This is a genomic window from Ruegeria sp. HKCCA5426, from assembly GCF_013034585.1.
In the GTDB taxonomy this organism is placed as follows: domain Bacteria; phylum Pseudomonadota; class Alphaproteobacteria; order Rhodobacterales; family Rhodobacteraceae; genus Ruegeria.
On sequence record NZ_WQGH01000005.1, the window covers coordinates 127,057 to 142,657 of the forward strand.

Annotated in this window: 15 protein-coding genes; 8 read left to right on the forward strand and 7 right to left on the reverse strand. The window is 56.9% G+C overall.

What is annotated here, in order from left to right:
* The first annotated feature begins 43 nt into the window (after nucleotides 1-43).
* The 4 genes from GOV87_RS10050 (at nucleotide 44) to GOV87_RS10065 (ending at nucleotide 2,814) form a co-directional block, all read left to right on the forward strand.
* Nucleotides 44-529 carry an RNA pyrophosphohydrolase gene (locus GOV87_RS10050; protein WP_171122956.1) on the forward strand — a complete coding sequence of 162 codons (486 nt, stop codon included), beginning with the start codon at nucleotides 44-46 and terminating at the stop codon, nucleotides 527-529.
* Nucleotides 530-535: 6 nt separating this feature from the next.
* Nucleotides 536-1,075 (forward strand): RNA polymerase sigma factor SigZ, encoded by a 540-nt coding sequence (gene sigZ / locus GOV87_RS10055; RefSeq protein ID WP_171124187.1) that lies wholly within the window; start codon nucleotides 536-538, stop codon nucleotides 1,073-1,075.
* A gap of 64 nt (nucleotides 1,076-1,139) precedes the next feature.
* Entirely contained in the window at nucleotides 1,140-1,850 is a 711-nt protein-coding gene (locus GOV87_RS10060; protein WP_171211664.1) for a glutathione S-transferase family protein, read from the forward strand.
* A gap of 127 nt (nucleotides 1,851-1,977) precedes the next feature.
* Nucleotides 1,978-2,814 carry a DUF547 domain-containing protein gene (locus tag GOV87_RS10065; RefSeq protein WP_171211665.1) on the forward strand — a complete coding sequence of 279 codons (837 nt, stop codon included), beginning with the start codon at nucleotides 1,978-1,980 and terminating at the stop codon, nucleotides 2,812-2,814.
* Between the two features lie 2 nt (nucleotides 2,815-2,816).
* Here GOV87_RS10065 and GOV87_RS10070 read toward each other — a convergent pair whose 3' ends face one another.
* From GOV87_RS10070 to nth, 3 genes are read right to left on the reverse strand one after another with little or no spacing between them, the layout of a single operon-like run.
* A complete protein-coding gene (locus tag GOV87_RS10070) occupies nucleotides 2,817-3,281 on the reverse strand; it encodes a hypothetical protein (RefSeq protein ID WP_171211666.1) in 465 nt (154 codons plus the stop codon).
* A 16-nt stretch (nucleotides 3,282-3,297) separates the two neighbouring features.
* Nucleotides 3,298-4,287, reverse strand: a complete 990-nt coding sequence (locus GOV87_RS10075) for an adenosine kinase (protein WP_171122949.1) — start codon at nucleotides 4,285-4,287, stop codon at nucleotides 3,298-3,300.
* On the reverse strand, nucleotides 4,284-4,928 hold the full coding sequence (gene nth / locus GOV87_RS10080; protein WP_171211667.1) for an endonuclease III: 645 nt from the start codon (nucleotides 4,926-4,928) through the stop codon (nucleotides 4,284-4,286). Before nth ends, GOV87_RS10075 begins: the two co-directional genes overlap by 4 nt.
* Nucleotides 4,929-5,045: 117 nt before the next feature.
* Between nth and GOV87_RS10085 the strand changes: the two genes are divergently transcribed.
* Nucleotides 5,046-5,888 (forward strand): bifunctional helix-turn-helix domain-containing protein/methylated-DNA--[protein]-cysteine S-methyltransferase, encoded by an 843-nt coding sequence (locus GOV87_RS10085; RefSeq protein WP_171211668.1) that lies wholly within the window; start codon nucleotides 5,046-5,048, stop codon nucleotides 5,886-5,888.
* A gap of 54 nt (nucleotides 5,889-5,942) precedes the next feature.
* On the opposite strand, the gene GOV87_RS10090 is transcribed toward GOV87_RS10085, so the two are convergent.
* Nucleotides 5,943-7,382: an aldehyde dehydrogenase family protein gene (locus GOV87_RS10090; protein ID WP_171211669.1), complete on the reverse strand. Its 1,440-nt coding sequence runs from the start codon at nucleotides 7,380-7,382 to the stop codon at nucleotides 5,943-5,945.
* Nucleotides 7,383-7,600: 218 nt separating this feature from the next.
* Here GOV87_RS10090 and GOV87_RS10095 point away from each other — a divergent pair, with 218 nt between their 5' ends.
* Nucleotides 7,601-8,251, forward strand: a complete 651-nt coding sequence (locus tag GOV87_RS10095) for a peroxiredoxin (protein ID WP_171122940.1) — start codon at nucleotides 7,601-7,603, stop codon at nucleotides 8,249-8,251.
* A gap of 65 nt (nucleotides 8,252-8,316) precedes the next feature.
* Here GOV87_RS10095 and GOV87_RS10100 read toward each other — a convergent pair whose 3' ends face one another.
* Nucleotides 8,317-9,051 (reverse strand): glycosyltransferase family 25 protein, encoded by a 735-nt coding sequence (locus GOV87_RS10100; RefSeq protein WP_371808229.1) that lies wholly within the window; start codon nucleotides 9,049-9,051, stop codon nucleotides 8,317-8,319.
* Nucleotides 9,052-9,337: 286 nt separating this feature from the next.
* Here GOV87_RS10100 and GOV87_RS10105 point away from each other — a divergent pair, with 286 nt between their 5' ends.
* A complete protein-coding gene (locus tag GOV87_RS10105) occupies nucleotides 9,338-9,973 on the forward strand; it encodes a DUF1326 domain-containing protein (protein ID WP_171122936.1) in 636 nt (211 codons plus the stop codon).
* 56 nt (nucleotides 9,974-10,029) lie between these two features.
* Here GOV87_RS10105 and pnp read toward each other — a convergent pair whose 3' ends face one another.
* Nucleotides 10,030-12,177, reverse strand: coding sequence for a polyribonucleotide nucleotidyltransferase (gene pnp / locus GOV87_RS10110; protein ID WP_171124201.1), 2,148 nt, complete (start codon nucleotides 12,175-12,177; stop codon nucleotides 10,030-10,032).
* Nucleotides 12,178-12,598: 421 nt separating this feature from the next.
* Here pnp and GOV87_RS10115 point away from each other — a divergent pair, with 421 nt between their 5' ends.
* Nucleotides 12,599-14,200 carry a BCCT family transporter gene (locus tag GOV87_RS10115; RefSeq protein ID WP_171211670.1) on the forward strand — a complete coding sequence of 534 codons (1,602 nt, stop codon included), beginning with the start codon at nucleotides 12,599-12,601 and terminating at the stop codon, nucleotides 14,198-14,200.
* 113 nt (nucleotides 14,201-14,313) lie between these two features.
* On the opposite strand, the gene GOV87_RS10120 is transcribed toward GOV87_RS10115, so the two are convergent.
* Entirely contained in the window at nucleotides 14,314-15,447 is a 1,134-nt protein-coding gene (locus tag GOV87_RS10120) for a Hint domain-containing protein (RefSeq protein WP_171211671.1), read from the reverse strand.
* Nucleotides 15,448-15,601: the final 154 nt, after the last annotated feature.

The window sequence follows — 15,601 nt, forward strand, 5'->3', positions numbered from 1 at the left end:
GCAGTTGATACAGACGGATCGTTACAGGAAAAAGAGACCAAGCATGACCCCTGATCAGATCGCGAAACTGCCCTATCGTCCTTGTGTTGGCCTGATGTTGATGAATGCGCATGGCCAGATTTTCGTGGGCCAGCGCAATGATCGCCACAAAAACGCTTGGCAGATGCCGCAAGGGGGCGTGGACAAGGGCGAAGACCCCCGCGATGCGGCCCTGCGCGAGCTTTGGGAAGAAACAGGGGTGACCGCAGATCTGGTCGAGGTCGTGGCCGAAACGCCAGGTTGGCTGCCTTATGACCTGCCGCATGATATCGTCCCGAAAATCTGGAAAGGTCGCTTTCGTGGGCAAGAGCAGAAATGGTTTCTGCTGCGCTACTCAGGCCGCGACGATCAGATCAATATCGACACCGATCACCCCGAGTTCACCCGCTGGAAATGGCAGGAGCCTTCGCGGTTGGTGCAAGAGATCGTGCCGTTTAAACGTGACGTTTATGAACAGGTTGTTGCCGCCTTTGCCGAACACCTGTCATAAAGTGTCATGCGCATCGAGGACATCTGGCCCAAGTACCGTGCGCGCCTGAAGGCGTTTTTGCACTCGCGCGTTGCGAATGCAGCGGATGTGGACGACCTGTTGCAAGAGATTTCGGTCAAAGTGTTTACAGGTTTGCCTGCGCTGATGGATCCGTCCAAGTTGCAGCCATGGCTTTTTCAGACCGCAGATCGCACCATCATTGATTTCTATCGCAAGTCCGGCCGCGCGCAGGCGCACCCGGATGACCTGTGGTATCACCGCGATGACCCCGAAACCCGGCAGGATTTGGAAGGCTGCGTTGAGCCGTTCATTCGCGGCCTGCCCGCGGAAACAGCGGATATGCTGATGGCTATAGATATCAACGGAATGTCTCAGAATGATTACGCTGTGGCACATGGTCTACCGTATTCGACCCTCAAGTCTCGCGTACAGAAAGGTCGGGCTGAGTTGCGAAAAGCGTTTGAAAACTGCTGTGACATCACAATGGATGCGCGCGGAAACATCGCGGATGTGCAGATAAAATCGGAAAACTGCAAAAAATGTTGATCTGAACGTCGTCTTTTTGGCGCGGGCTTCGTCTGACAGATGAAACCACCAAAAGGAAACGAAGATGATCCGTATCATTAGCTTCAAAATCTGCCCCTTCGTGCAGCGCGTAACCGCGTTGCTTGAGGCCAAACAGATACCTTATCAGATTGATTACATCAGTCTCAGCGACAAGCCCGACTGGTTCCTTGACCTCTCGCCAACAGGTCAGGTGCCTGTTCTGGTGACTGAAGGCGGCACACCGCTTTTCGAGTCTGACGCGGTCGCGGAATATATCGATGACATTTCCGCGCCGCTGCAACCCGATTTGACGCCCGAGCAACGCGCCCTGAACCGCGCCTGGAGCTATCAGGCCAGCAAGCATTATCTTGTCCAGTGCAGCGCGATGCAAAGCGCCGATTTGGCGACGTTTACCGAACGTATGTCAAAACTGAACGCCGCCTTTGCCAGGGTCGAACAGACAATGGGCAGCGACCCGTTCTTTGGTGGCGAGGCGCTGGGCAATGTCGATATGGCGTGGCTGCCGCTATTGCACCGCGCTTCGATCGTCGAAGCGCATAGCGGTCATGACATGCTGGCGCGTTATCCTAAGGTGAAGGCATGGCAACAGGCTGTGTTGGCGACAGGGATTCCGCAAAAGTCGGTATCCGAAGATTTCGCCGTTCGGTTTACAGATTTTTATCTGGCCGATCGCACTTGGCTGGGGCGCGGCGCTAACCAGAACGAAGCACCCACGTCGGTCCAGACACGTCAATCGCGCGGATGTTGCGGTTGATACGATCACCGTCCTGCACGTTGACGTGAGGGGGCGTAGCCCTGTCCGGGGCTCGCCTCTAACTGTTGGGTATCCGCCAGACCTTGCCGCGTTGCCCAAGGTCCATCGTCAATGCCGGGGGGCCTCAATGCGTTTAATACTGATCTTGCTGCTACCCCTGCTGGTCGCCTGCGCCAGTGTCGAGCGGTTGGCCCTGCCCGCTGCGGCCCCATTGCCGGACGGTGCCCTGACGCAATCTGCGCCACCGCCCGGTGCGCGAGTGGATCACAGTGACTGGACCCTGTTCCTGAACCGCTATGTCGCTCCGGATGCGCAAGGGGTGAACCGAGTGGCTTATGGGCAGGTAACGCAGGCCGACAAGGTGCGGCTGGACGAGTATCTGACGGCGTTGCAAGCGGTGGACCCTGCCGCTCTGACCCGCGATCAGCAATTGGCCTATTGGATCAACATGTATAACGCGGTGACGGTGGATGTGATCCTTGAGAACTACCCCGTCGCCTCGATCCGCGACATCAAGGACGGGCCGTTGTCGATCGGTCCGTGGAACCGACCGTTGGTAACGGTGGCCGGGCAAAACCTGACCCTGAACGACATCGAGCATCGCATCATCCGACCCAACTATGCCGAGCCGCGAATCCACTACGCGCTGAATTGTGCGGCTGTCGGCTGCCCCAACCTGATGAACCGCGCTTGGCAGGCCGAAACGCTGGAGCGTGATTTCGCCGCCGCCGAACATGAATATATCAACGACCCGCGCGGGGTTCGGTTCAACGACAATGGCGGGCTGATCCTGTCCAAAATCTTCATCTGGTTCCGCGAAGATTTCGGACCGAACGAACAGGCGGTCTTAGCCTATGTCCGAACCGTTGCCGATCCGGATCTGAAAACGCGCCTACAAGACGTGCGCCGCGTCAGCTCCTACAAATACGATTGGTCTCTGAACGACGCGGCGGCTGGGTCCTAGGCCTATTCAACGCATTGGCTCAGGCGGCGACCGTTTTTTGTATCTTCGAGAACATAGAATCCGCCTTGATCGCCATTTACGGTAATCCCGTGTGGCATGTTTTCGGACATCACCCCAAACAAATAAGTCACCGGATGATTTTGATTACCGTAGTAGCTGAACACCATTTCTGCATCCGCCACAGGTTGACCATTCAGAACGAGTTTGAACGAATCGCGTGCTTCCATACCTGAAAGCTCAATGTCGCCCGGCGTCGAACAGTCTACCGAGTACCGTCCTTGGGTCTTTGAAATGTCAAAGTCCTCATCATATTGAGGCAGCCACCACAGGAAAGACGCGCAATAGGGGTCAGGTTCGGTCTGGTCCCAATGTTGACATGGGCCGTCTTTCATGCCCGCACCGGCGAAACCGGGCATCATAAGGGAAACGAGGGGAAATAGAATTTTCTTCAATAATTTATTCTCCAATGATCCATTGTCTGCCTTACAGCAACCCTTCAGCCCGAAGCAATTCCTGCATGTTCGCCTCGGGGCGGGGGCCGATATGGCTGATCACTTCGCGGGCGCAGACATTGCCTATTTTGGCGCAGGTCTCGTAATCGCGGCCCGTGGCCATGCCAAACAGGAACCCGGCGGCGAACTGATCGCCCGCGCCGGTGGCATCGACCGGCACAACTTTTTCGACGGGCACATCAACCCGTTGCCCTTCATACAACACCGTCACACCATCGCCTGACCGGGTACACACGACCAGAGGGCAAATGTCCGCGGTCTTTGCCAGTGCGTCTTCCAGATCGTCGGTTTCGAACAGGGATTTGATCTCGGCTTCGTTCCCGATGACGAAATCCAATTCGTTTTCGATCAACAGCAAGAAATCGACCCGGTGACGTTCCACGCAGAACGGGTCGGAAATTGCGATTCCGGCCTTGCCGCCGCCCTTGTGACAGGTGCGCGCGGCCTCAAGAAATGCGGCCTTGCCCTTTTCCTTGTCAAACAAATAGCCTTCAAGGAACATGATCTGGCTGTTGCCCGACACATCCGCGGACACGTCGGTCGAAGACAGCTCGGACGAAATCCCTAGATAGGTGTTCATCGACCGTTCCCCATCGGGCGAGACAAAGATCATCGAACGCGAGGTCGGCAGTTCCCCTCCCGGCACCGGAGGGTTGACGAAGTCGACGCCCTCTTCGTTCATCGCATCCGCATAGAACCGGCCCAAAGCGTCGTCATGCACACGCCCAATAAAGGCTGCATCCAGCCCCAGCGCCCCGGCCCCTGCGATGGTGTTGGCGACCGAACCGCCCGGCGTCTGCACCCGACCTTCCATCGAGGCATACAGCACCTCGCCGCGTTCCTGCTCGATCAGTTGCATGATGCCTTTTTCGATGCCCATCAGCTCCAGAAAGCTGTCATCGGCCTGAGAGATCACGTCCACGACGGCGTTGCCGATACCGGTAAGCTGATAGGTTTTCATAGGTTCTTGTCCTCAAATTCGCAGAGATCGCGGATGATACAGGTTCCGCACAGGGGTTTGCGCGCCTTGCAGTTATAGCGGCCATGCAGGATCAGCCAGTGATGTGCGTGCAATTGGAAATCGGCGGGGATGTTATCTTCGATTGCGCGCTCGACCGCGTCCACGGTTTTGCCGGGGCAAATGCCGGTGCGGTTGCCGACGCGGAAGATATGCGTATCCACCGCCTGTGCCGGTTGCCGCCACCACATGTTCAGAACCACATTGGCCGTCTTGCGCCCCACACCGGGCAGGGATTGCAGGGCGGCACGGGAATTGGGCACCTCGCCGCCATAGTCTTCGACCAGAATGCGGCTGAGTTTGATGACGTTCTTGGCCTTTTGGCGGAACAGGCCGATGGTCTTGATGTGTTCGATCAGGCCCTCTTCACCCAGATCCAGCATCTTTTGCGGGGTGTCGGCGATCTTGAACAATTCGCGCGTGGCCTTGTTGACACCCGCATCGGTCGCTTGCGCCGACAGCGCCACGGCCACGACAAGGGTATAGACGTTCACATGCTCAAGCTCGCCCTTGGGTTCGGGGTCGGCGTCCTGAAAGCGCGTAAAGATCTCGCGGATCGTGTGATAATCAAGTTGTTTTGCCATCCGCGCCTTAATGCCGCCCAAGGGCTGGTGACACAAGCCTAAAGCCAATGCGCAGGTTTCGGGTCGCCGGGGCGCTGTCACCGCGATATGGTTCGGGCAACATAAGAGGTGAGAGTCATGAATGTTCAAACCCCCGAAAGCGGATATCACTACAACGTCATGCGGCGCGCGATTGAACTGATTGATCAGGGCGGCGAATCCCTGTCTCTGGAAGAACTGGCCGATCAGATGGACATGAGCCCGGCCCATTTCCAGCGTCTGTTTTCACGCTGGACCGGGGTGTCACCGAAACGGTATCAGCAGTACCTGACGCTGGGCCATGCAAAAGCCCTGCTGCGCGAGCGTTTCACCACGCTGGAAACCGCGCATAACGTGGGTCTGTCTGGCAGCGGTCGCCTGCATGATCTGTTCTTGAAATGGGAATCCATGAGCCCCGGCGAATACGCGCGCAAAGGCGCGGGTCTGACGATTTATTGGGGCTGGTTCGATTGCCCCTTTGGTCCGGCACTAGTGATGGGCACCGACAAGGGCATCTGCGGCATGGCGTTCGGTGCGGAAACTGGCGAGGCAGCCGCAATGGAGGACATGACGTCCCGCTGGCCCAAGGCGGATTACGTCGAGGATACCGAAAAGCTACGCCCGTGGGTCGAGGCATCGTTTGGGGCGAACCGTGGGGAAACCCCGCTGCACTTGATCGGTTCACCGCTGCAAATCAAAGTGTGGGAAGCGCTGATGCATATCCCTTCGGGGCAGGTAACGACTTATTCCGAGATCGCGCAGCGGGTTGGGTCTCCGCAAGCGGTGCGTGCTGTTGGTACTGCGGTCGGGCGCAATCCGGTCAGTTGGCTGATTCCCTGCCACCGTGCTTTGCGTAAATCTGGCGGGTTGGGCGGCTATCACTGGGGCCTGCCCGTCAAACGCGCCATGCTGGCCTATGAGGCCGCGCAGGCGGAAGCCTGAAAACAAAGCGAGGCACCCTAGGGTGCCTCACAACTGGATTATGTCCGAATGCGGTTACTCGGCGGCCCAACCGCCAACAGCCTTGACCTCAAGGAAATCCTCAAGACCCCAGACGCCGCCTTCGCGTCCGTTGCCGGACTGTTTCATCCCCCCGAACGGAGACCCCGCGCTGCGCGACTGGCCGTTCATCTCGACCATTCCCGAACGCAGTTCCCGTGCCATGCGGTTGGCACGGCTTCCGTCCTGCGTCTGGACATAGTTTGTCAGGCCATACGGCGTGTCATTGGCGATCTCGACGGCTTCTTCCTCGGTATCGAAGGGGATCATGGTCAGAACCGGGCCAAAGATCTCCTCGCGCGCGATGGTCATCTGGTTATTGGCATCGGCAAAAACCGTGGGACGGACATAATAGCCTTTGTTCAGACCTTCAGGCCGACCGGTGCCACCTGCGACCAGACGCGCGCCTTCGTCGATGCCTTTCTGGATCAGATCCTGAATCTTGTTCCACTGAAGCTCGTTCACCACGGGGCCAATGTGCCGCCCTTCTTCTTGAGCGTTCCCGACCGAAACCATGTTGGCAACTTGCGCGGCAGTCTCGACCGCCTGATCGTAGATCGGGCGTTGCACCAGCATACGGCTGGGGGCGTTACAGCTTTGGCCGGTGTTGTTCATCATATGCAGCACGCCGCGCTTAACGGCCTTTTCATCGGCATCGGCAAAGACGACGTTTGCGCCCTTGCCGCCCAGTTCAAGATGCACTTTCTTCAAGGTATCTGCGGCGTTCTTTGAGATCGCGGTGCCCGCGCGGGTCGAGCCGGTGAAACTGATCATATCCACATCTGGATGCGCCGACAGTTGCGATCCCACGCCCACACCATCGCCATTCACTAGGTTGAACACGCCTGCCGGGAACCCGGCCTCGTCCATCATCTCGGCAAAGATCATCGCGTTCAGCGGGCTTTGCTCGGACGGTTTCAGAACCATGGTGCAGCCCGCAATCGCAGCCGCGCCCACCTTGAGTGTGATCTGGTTCATCGGCCAGTTCCAAGGTGTGATCAGGGCGGCGACGCCCACAGCTTCATAGATAATCCGGTCGTTGGGGGCGTGATCCCCCAAGGGGCGTTCGAACTGAAACGCCTTGGCTGCACGGACGAAATTTTTCAGGTGAAAGACACCGGCGCCAGACTGCTGCGTGCGCGCCATATCAATCGGAGCACCCATTTCCAGAGACATGGCTTGCGCCAGATCTTCCGAGCGCGACAGGTAGATCTCAACCAGCTTTTCAACCAGCGCAATACGCTCTTGTACCGGGGTTGCCATCCAGCCGGGCAGGGCGGCTTTGGCGGCAGCGACTGCGGCGTTGGTATCGTCGGCGCCTCCAAGTGAAATCACCGCGCAGGGGTCTTCGGTCGAGGGGTTGATGACCTCAAAATCGTTGGCCTGTGCCGGGGCGACCCACTGGCCGTTAATATAGAAGTTCCGCTTGTCGATCATGGCTCCACCTTTCCACAAATATTCTCCGACCGTCCGGTCGGTTTTGTGGGCACTTTGTCACCCCGGTCAGCAAGGGGCAAGGGGGCAATTCCAATTGCGCGACCGTATGAGTAACGCAGTTTTGTCACTCAGCCTCAAATGATTGGTTTAACTTGTCGGCAAAGTGATTAAATTTGCGTCAGCCGATTTCGGCTTATCAGCAGGAAAGGAGACGCCCCATGGGTTTGCGCATTAACGACACCGTCCCGAATTTCACTGCAGAAACGGATCAGGGAACCATTCAGTTTCACGACTGGATTGGTGACAGCTGGGCCATTCTGTTTTCGCACCCCAAGGATTTCACCCCGGTCTGCACCACCGAATTCTCGGCCGTGGCCCAACTGAATGATGAATGGGCTGCACGGAATACCAAAGTTCTGGGTGTGTCCGTCGACGGCGTCGAGGACCACAAAAAGTGGAAGAAAGACATCGAAGCTTATGGCAATGCCAACCCCGGTTTCCCGATCATCGCGGATGACGGGCTGGCCGTTTCGAAAGCTTTCGACATGCTGCCAGCCGAAGCGTACCTGCCGGATGGCCGCACACCGGCTGACAGCGCCACGGTCCGTTCGGTCTTTATCATTGGCCCTGACAAGCAACTGAAGCTGTCGATGACCTATCCGATGACCGTAGGCCGTAACTTTGCAGAAATCCTGCGCGCCTTGGACGGCTTGCAAATGAGCGCCAAGGGCGTAGCAACTCCGGCCAACTGGATTCCGGGCGAAGACGTGATCATTCCACCAGCGGTTTCGAACGAAGAAGCCAAGGAAAAGTTTGGTGAGTTTGAGACGATCTTCCCTTACCTGCGCAAAACCAAGGCGCCCAGCTAAGACAGAGGGCGGGGCTAAATGCCCCGCTTATCCGCTGTGCGCATAGGTTCGATCTTATGCGCCGGTCACGCCGCGGGTCGCTGCGGGTGTTGATAAAGCTTCGCGCGGTAAGCGGCGCGCTTGAACTCTCGGGAAATTTTGTCACCAAGTGGAGGGCGGGTTTGAATCGTGGACCCACCGATCTCGTTGGCGACCTCCTGATTGCCGCTGCCTAGCAGCGCCAGAATCGGCTGGCCCGTCAACCAGTGCATTTGTAGGAACGTGTCAATCGGGCGGTCGATTTTGTTGGTGGCCTCAAGCAGCCGCTCGGCCGCACGACGTCCGACCAACTGACACACGCATTGCAATCCGATCACCTTGGGCAGGATCAGTCGCATGTCGTTGCGCCGGGCCAGCACCTGCGCCGCAATTTCGCGCTGCTTTACCGGAATGCGGATGTAATGGTCGGGTGTCGCGATCGGGGTGAGCATCTTCAGCGCCTCGTCCATCCGGCAGGGGTCAACGCGCAGGTCGTCCTCGGTAATGATGGCCAGGTCGATCTTTTCATCCACCAGCTTCTGCCAGATTCGGCGGTGGCTTTCGAACACTCCGATTTCTGCTGGTCGCAAATTGAACGGGTATTCGGGACGATGCAAATTGCCGGGAAACAACTCTACATCTGCGATCTGGTCAGAATTGCGACCATTCACTGCCTCGAATAGTTCGGCGTTTGGCAGACTAGCGCAAAGCTTTTCTGCGTTGGGCCGCCGGGCCGTACTTGAGGACATGTGAATAACAAAAGAGCGCATGCACAAGTGCATAGAACACGCACGCAATCTGGGAAAGAGAAACCAGAGGGTAAGAAGGGCAAAATACAACTATAGGTCCGGTCAGGTACAGAAATTCCCTCAAGACTTGTGCGATTGATCTGTCACATGGTCTGAAAGACCTTGTTTGGCACCGAACTGGCAGGTGCGGCTTTCAGAATGGAAGTGCGCCTCGGTTCGTGAATCCGACCTTTTGTGATAGGGTATGGCGATTGAGCTGACGAACAGGCACACGGCCACAAACATCGAGCGTTCACACTGTGCATTACAGGAGAAGACGATGGCATTTACAGATTGGTATGTCGAAGGTGAGGCTTTTGGGAACTGCAACTGCGGCTATGCCTGCCCTTGTCAGTTCGAAGAATTGCCTACACACGGGAACTGCCGTGGATTTGAAGTTCTGGAAATTTCAAAGGGGCATTTTGGCGATACGAACCTTGTCGGGGCGAAAGCCGCACTAATTTATGCGTGGCCCGGTCCTATTTTTGAAGGCGGCGGCGAGATGCAGGTTATCATCGATCCAAGCGCCTCGGATGCGCAGCGCGCGGCGCTGGAAAAGGTCTTCCACGGTGAAGAGACCGAAGAAATGGCGACCCATTGGTTCGTCTTTCGGGCGATGTGCAAAACCGTTCACGAGACGCTGTATCTGCCAATTGATTTCGAGATGGACATGGAGAGGCGCACGGCCAGTGTTACCATCGGCGATGTGCTCAGCTCGACTGGACGACCGATTCAGGCCCCGCACGGCGGAGGAGAGCACCGGGTGCGGATCGACATACCCGGTGGGATCGAATTCACTCTGGCGGAAATTGGCAATGCATCGACCAAAGCGAATGCGGCGATCAAACTGGATTTGAACGACAGCTTTGGACAATGGCATATTATGAAGCATGGGCCGTCCGGCGTGGCCCACTAAACAAAAGACCCCGGCCATAACCGGGGTCTTTCATTATTTAAGAAAAGAGTTCCCGATTACTCGGCGTCTTCTTTCTTTTCTTTCTTCTCAGGCACGATCTCTTCGCCGGTTTCCTGATCGACCACTTTCATCGACAGGCGGACCTTGCCGCGATCGTCAAAGCCCAGCAGCTTGACCTTAACTTCCTGACCTTCTTTCAGAACATCCGACGGATGGTTCAGACGGCGGTTTTCGATCTGAGATACGTGGACCAGACCGTCGCGCTTGCCAAAGAAGTTCACGAAGGCACCGAAGTCGACGATCTTGACCACTTTACCAGTGTAGATCTGACCTTCTTCCGGCTCGGCCACGATCGAATAGATCATGTCATAGGCCTTTTGGATCGATTCACCATCCGGTGACGCGATCTTGATGACGCCGTCGTCGTTGATGTCGACCTTGGCACCCGAAACTTCGACGATCTCGCGGATGACCTTACCGCCCGAGCCGATCACTTCGCGGATCTTGTCGGTTGGGATGTTCATGGTCTCGATGCGCGGGGCGTGGACCGAGAATTCGTTGGTCTCGGACAGGGCTTTGCCCATCTCGCCCAGAATGTGCATCCGGCCGTCCTTGGCCTGTGCCAGGGCTTTCTCCATGATCTCGGGTGTGATGCCCGCAACCTTGATGTCCATCTGCAGCGAGGTGATGCCGTTTTCGGTACCCGCCACTTTGAAGTCCATGTCGCCCAGGTGGTCTTCGTCACCCAGAATGTCCGACAGGATGGCATAGTTGCCGTCATCTTCCAGGATCAGGCCCATGGCCACACCAGCAACCGGCGCTTTCAGCGGAACGCCCGCATCCATCATCGACAACGAACCGCCGCAGACCGAAGCCATCGAGCTGGAGCCGTTCGATTCAGTGATTTCGGACACGATACGGATCGTGTAGGGGAAGTCGGTCGCCGCAGGCAGAACCGCCTGAAGCGCACGCCATGCCAGCTTGCCGTGGCCGATCTCGCGACGGCCGGGGCCACCAACGCGGCCAACTTCACCAACCGAATACGGAGGGAAGTTGTAGTGCAGCAGGAAGTTCGATTTGAAGTTGCCGTGCAGCGCGTCGATGAATTGTTCATCGTCACCGGTGCCCAGCGTGGTCACGGCCAGCGCCTGTGTTTCACCACGGGTGAACAGGGCCGAACCATGGGTTCGGGGCAGCATCGAGGTTTCTGCAACGATGGAACGGATATCGGTGGTCGAGCGACCGTCGATCCGCTTGCCGCCTTTGACGACGTCGCCACGCAGAATGCCAGCTTCCAGCTTTTTCATCGCGGAACCGAGGTTAGCGTCTTCCAGCTGTTCCTCGGTCAGGGCTTCTTTGATCGCTTCACGTGCCGCGGCAACAGCGGCGGTGCGCTCTTGCTTGTCGGTGATTGCGAAGGCGGCGCGCATCTGCTCTTCGCCAGCGGCCGAAACAGCAGCATAGAGGTCCGCATAGTCGGGTGCTGCGAATTCAAACGGCTCTTTGGCGGCGTCTTCGGCCAGAGCGATGATCAGGTCGATGACCGGCTGGATCTGCTCGTGCGCGAAGGTCACGGCGCCCAGCATTTCGGACTCAGACAGCTCGTAAGCTTCCGATTCCACCATCATCACGGCGTCTTTGGTGCCGGCCACAACCAGATCCAGACGCTGTTCGGGGTTCAGGCGCAGGTCCTGCATGTCGTCTACGGTCGGGTTTAGGACGTATTCGCCATCCACGAAACCAACACGGGCACCGGCGATCGGGCCCATGAAAGGCGCACCGGAAATGGTCAAAGCAGCCGAGGCCGCGATCATCGCCACGATGTCGGGATCGTTGACCAGATCGTGAGACAGCACGGTGCACATGACCAGAACTTCGTTTTTGAAGCCGTCAACGAACAGCGGGCGGATCGGACGGTCGATCAGACGCGCGGTCAGCGTCTCTTTCTCGGTCGGGCGCGCCTCGCGCTTGAAGAAGCCACCCGGAACTTTACCGGCGGCATAGTATTTTTCTTGGTAGTGCACGGTCAGCGGGAAAAAGTCCTGACCGGGCTTTTGTTGCTTGGCAAAGGTCACGTTCGCCATGACGCTGGTTTCGCCCAGCGTGGCGATCACGGTGCCGTCCGCCTGACGGGCAACCTTGCCAGTTTCCAGTGTCAGCGTCTCTTCGCCCCACTGCATTGATTTCTTTGTTACATCAAACATTTGCGTATCCTAAAAGGGAGCACTCCCGGCCCTCCGGGTCTCCCGTTTTGCATGGCGGCCCCATTGCCGCCGACCCCATTTTATCTTCCGTTCGAGTGCCGGGGTCAGGGCACAACGTCTCAGATACCCGCGCGCATACATGAGATTGCAGCCAAAGGAAAGCGAAACCGCATAGTGGGGCAATTGAGGGCAATCCGACCCATCGGAACAGAGTTGCCGAACATACCAGGCTTTCGTTCGAATTTGTTTGAACAAATGCGGCAATTCGAATGCATTTTGCAAAAATATGATGTCAATGTAAGCTGTTATCACTGAACCCGCGGTCGAAAAGACGGAAACGCGCCAAGGGGGTACAATACTCATATCCGTCAGTCGACCGAATACCTTGGCGTTTGCACCTAGCGAACAGAGGGGCAGTCGAATGGCTCAGACGAAGAAAATGCTGGATCCGGATCCCCGGATTTATGACTTTGAAACCGAATACGAACTTGGGCAGGATAACGTCCGACCCTTCGGTTTGGACATCCATAACCCGGTATTCCTGATCTCAAGTATCCTCATATTTGCGTTCGTTCTGATCGCATTGGCCAATCAAGAGGCCGCGGCGACGTTCTTTGGATGGCTTCGGCCATGGCTGACCAGTACGTTCGATTGGTTCCTTGTTCTTTCCGTGGATGCAATCACCCTGTTTTGTTTGGCGCTAATCGTCTTGCCCGTTGGCAAGGTACGGATCGGCGGCAAAGACGCCAAACCCGACTATTCCTATGCGGGTTGGATTGCGATGATGTTTGCAGCCGGGATCGGGATCGGTTTGTTGTTTTTCGGTGTGATGGAACCGGTTTATTACAACTTTGCCGAGGACGGAAACGCAGTTCCATTGGGAATTGATATCGCGGTGCCCGGTAATGAGTATGCCGGTGTTGTCGGTACGATCCACCATTGGGGGCTTGAGGGCTGGGCCGTCTACGCCGCCGTCGGCCTTGCACTGGCCATCTTCAGCTACAACCTTGGCTTGCCATTGACCCTACGGTCGGCCTTCTACCCGATCCTTGGCGAGCGCGTGTGGGGCTGGTGGGGTCATATCATTGATACCCTGGCTGTTTTCGCCACGCTGTTCGGTCTGACAACCTCGCTTGGATTGGGTGCGCAGCAGGTGGCCGCAGGCCTTTATGAGGTGTTCGGCATCGAACCCAGCCCGACAGTTGTGGTGCTGCTGATCATCGGAATCACGATGATTGCTCTGGGATCGGTCCTTTTGGGCATGGATGCAGGTGTCAAACGGCTGAGCGAGATCAACATGATCATGGCCGTTGGTTTGTTCCTGTTCGTGATCGCGGTCACCGGTGTTGGAACAGCCATTGCGCGGTATTTCAACGTCATGACAGATTACGTGCTGCACTTACCGGCCTTGTCCAACCCGTTCGGGCGAGAAGATACCAGCTATTTCCACGGCTGGACGACCTTCTACTGGGCCTGGTGGATTGCATGGTCGCCGTTTGTGGGCATGTTCATCGCCCGTATCTCGAAGGGCCGCACAGTGCGAGAGTTCGTTATCTGCGCGTTGCTGGCACCCACGGCGGTTTGCGCCCTTTGGATGTCTACTTTCGGCGGTGCCGCGATTGACATGCTGAACGCAGGCGGAGCGGAAGGTGTCCGCGCCACCGTGATCGACAGCTATGCCCCCGAAGGCGCGCTGTTTGGCTTCCTGAAAGAGCTTCCGCTTTATGGTATCGTCGCACCGATCGCGTTGATCCTGATCGTGGTGTTCTTTGTGACCTCGTCGGATTCCGGTTCGCTGGTGATCGACACGATCACCGCGGGCGGCAAGATGGATGCTCCGGTGATCCAGCGCGTGTTCTGGTGCACACTGGAAGGGCTGGTTGCAATCGCGCTCTTGCTGGGCGGTGGATTGGTTGCCCTTCAGGGTGCGGCGGTCTCGACCGGTATTCCGTTTACGATGGTTGTTCTGATCATGTGCTATTGCCTCTGGCTGGCGCTGAAGTCAGAGAAAGCCAAGATGTAACAACGTTCGAATGAAATCAGAAACGCCCGTCATTTGGCGGGCGTTTTTTTGGTTAAAGACTGCGCAATGAGAAGTAACCCGCACTTGAAGGCCGCGATTGGGTCAGTTGCCGCCTAGTTCTGAGCCGAGGACGCAAGGCCGTCAATAAGGGGTTTGTGATTGGCCCGGTGCCGTTCCACCAGCTTTCGCACCTGTTTGCCCTTCTGCGGGATATATCGAGCGGAATGTGTCTGGAATTGCGGCTCGCAGCATTCGGGGAACAGCTCCAGAATCTCTTTTCTGGAATCCTCGGGGACGGATTTCAAAGCCTCCGGCCCGGTAAACAGGCTTTCGGTCGGTGCCCCGTTGGACCAGATGATTTCATGCGCATCGAACAGGATGTGGAAATACTCCACCCCATCCGGTGTCGCCTTCAGAGTTTCCACACCGTCCAGAGAAATCAGCTTTTTCGCCGGGATCAGGACGTCCTTGCGTTCGAACATGCGCAAGGCGACAACCGACGAAACAAGAACGCGGTGTTGCGGTGAAACAATCAAGTCCCGCTTGGGGTAACCGACCCCCAGCGCGTTCGCCCTGATTACAATGGGTTTGAGCTTTGGCTGGGCGTCAAGCTCGGCCCGGGTCAACGCGCGCGACCCGATCCAGCGAATAGGCTTAAAGCCGTTGTCAAAGGTCAGAATCTGATCCGAGATTTTCAGGTCTTCAACTGCGACGGGGCCTTCGCGGGTCTCAATGAGTGTTCCGGCTGCAAAACACAGGACGTCGATAAATTCGCCGGCCGCGTTTGTGGGGCCTGTTTCTGACTGGTCAATCTCAATTGTGTTGTCGCCGCTGTCATTCCAGGCCGCTGCAATTGCGTCCGTGTTGACGGTCAGCCCGTTGAACAATTGCAGCGGGACCAGCGGACCGTTGTCTTCCTTTACACCGTACAGTTCGATGGTGCCGTCGGGGCTCACCTCCAGGCGGACGACGGGTTCGCCGTTGGTATTGCCAAGCTGCCAGACGGCGGGCGTGTCAATTTCGTACCGGTCGCCATCGGCAAACTGGACAGTCTGCCCTTCCGTTTGGACAATTTGGAACTGAAGTTCGTTCTCCGCGCCAGCTGGCCCGCCTATGAACAGGTCAACATCGTTGATCCGAATGCTGAAGCTGTTGTCCAGTGTGTCAAAATCAATGACGAAACCGTCGCCTGCGGACGTATCCGTAAACGTGGCGGAGTCACCGTTTGCGATGCTGAAATTTGCCATTTGAGGGTCGACCAGTCCTGAGAATCTAAACGAGAACAAAAAACTTTGTTCCCTTGTTTGACGAACCGACTAATGGCCCATCCCGGAGCGTTCGAAAAGAGTGTTCCTACAATTACCTTGCAGAACTTTTTGAAAAATCTCTTAAGTTTCTATG

What these genes read in the sequence shown, in the direction of transcription:
- sigZ (WP_171124187.1), top strand. Translation starts at nt 536, where the DNA reads ATGCGCATCGAGGACATCTGGCCCAAGTACCGTGCGCGCCTGAAGGCG.
- GOV87_RS10105 (WP_171122936.1), top strand. Translation starts at nt 9,338, where the DNA reads ATGGCATTTACAGATTGGTATGTCGAAGGTGAGGCTTTTGGGAACTGC.
- GOV87_RS10095 (WP_171122940.1), top strand. Translation starts at nt 7,601, where the DNA reads ATGGGTTTGCGCATTAACGACACCGTCCCGAATTTCACTGCAGAAACG.
- GOV87_RS10060 (WP_171211664.1), top strand. Translation starts at nt 1,140, where the DNA reads ATGATCCGTATCATTAGCTTCAAAATCTGCCCCTTCGTGCAGCGCGTA.
- GOV87_RS10120 (WP_171211671.1), bottom strand. Translation starts at nt 15,447, where the DNA reads ATGGCAAATTTCAGCATCGCAAACGGTGACTCCGCCACGTTTACGGAT.
- GOV87_RS10090 (WP_171211669.1), bottom strand. Translation starts at nt 7,382, where the DNA reads ATGATCGACAAGCGGAACTTCTATATTAACGGCCAGTGGGTCGCCCCG.
- GOV87_RS10100 (WP_371808229.1), bottom strand. Translation starts at nt 9,051, where the DNA reads ATGCACTTGTGCATGCGCTCTTTTGTTATTCACATGTCCTCAAGTACG.
- pnp (WP_171124201.1), bottom strand. Translation starts at nt 12,177, where the DNA reads ATGTTTGATGTAACAAAGAAATCAATGCAGTGGGGCGAAGAGACGCTG.
- GOV87_RS10065 (WP_171211665.1), top strand. Translation starts at nt 1,978, where the DNA reads ATGCGTTTAATACTGATCTTGCTGCTACCCCTGCTGGTCGCCTGCGCC.
- GOV87_RS10075 (WP_171122949.1), bottom strand. Translation starts at nt 4,287, where the DNA reads ATGAAAACCTATCAGCTTACCGGTATCGGCAACGCCGTCGTGGACGTG.
- GOV87_RS10115 (WP_171211670.1), top strand. Translation starts at nt 12,599, where the DNA reads ATGGCTCAGACGAAGAAAATGCTGGATCCGGATCCCCGGATTTATGAC.
- GOV87_RS10085 (WP_171211668.1), top strand. Translation starts at nt 5,046, where the DNA reads ATGAATGTTCAAACCCCCGAAAGCGGATATCACTACAACGTCATGCGG.
- nth (WP_171211667.1), bottom strand. Translation starts at nt 4,928, where the DNA reads ATGGCAAAACAACTTGATTATCACACGATCCGCGAGATCTTTACGCGC.
- GOV87_RS10050 (WP_171122956.1), top strand. Translation starts at nt 44, where the DNA reads ATGACCCCTGATCAGATCGCGAAACTGCCCTATCGTCCTTGTGTTGGC.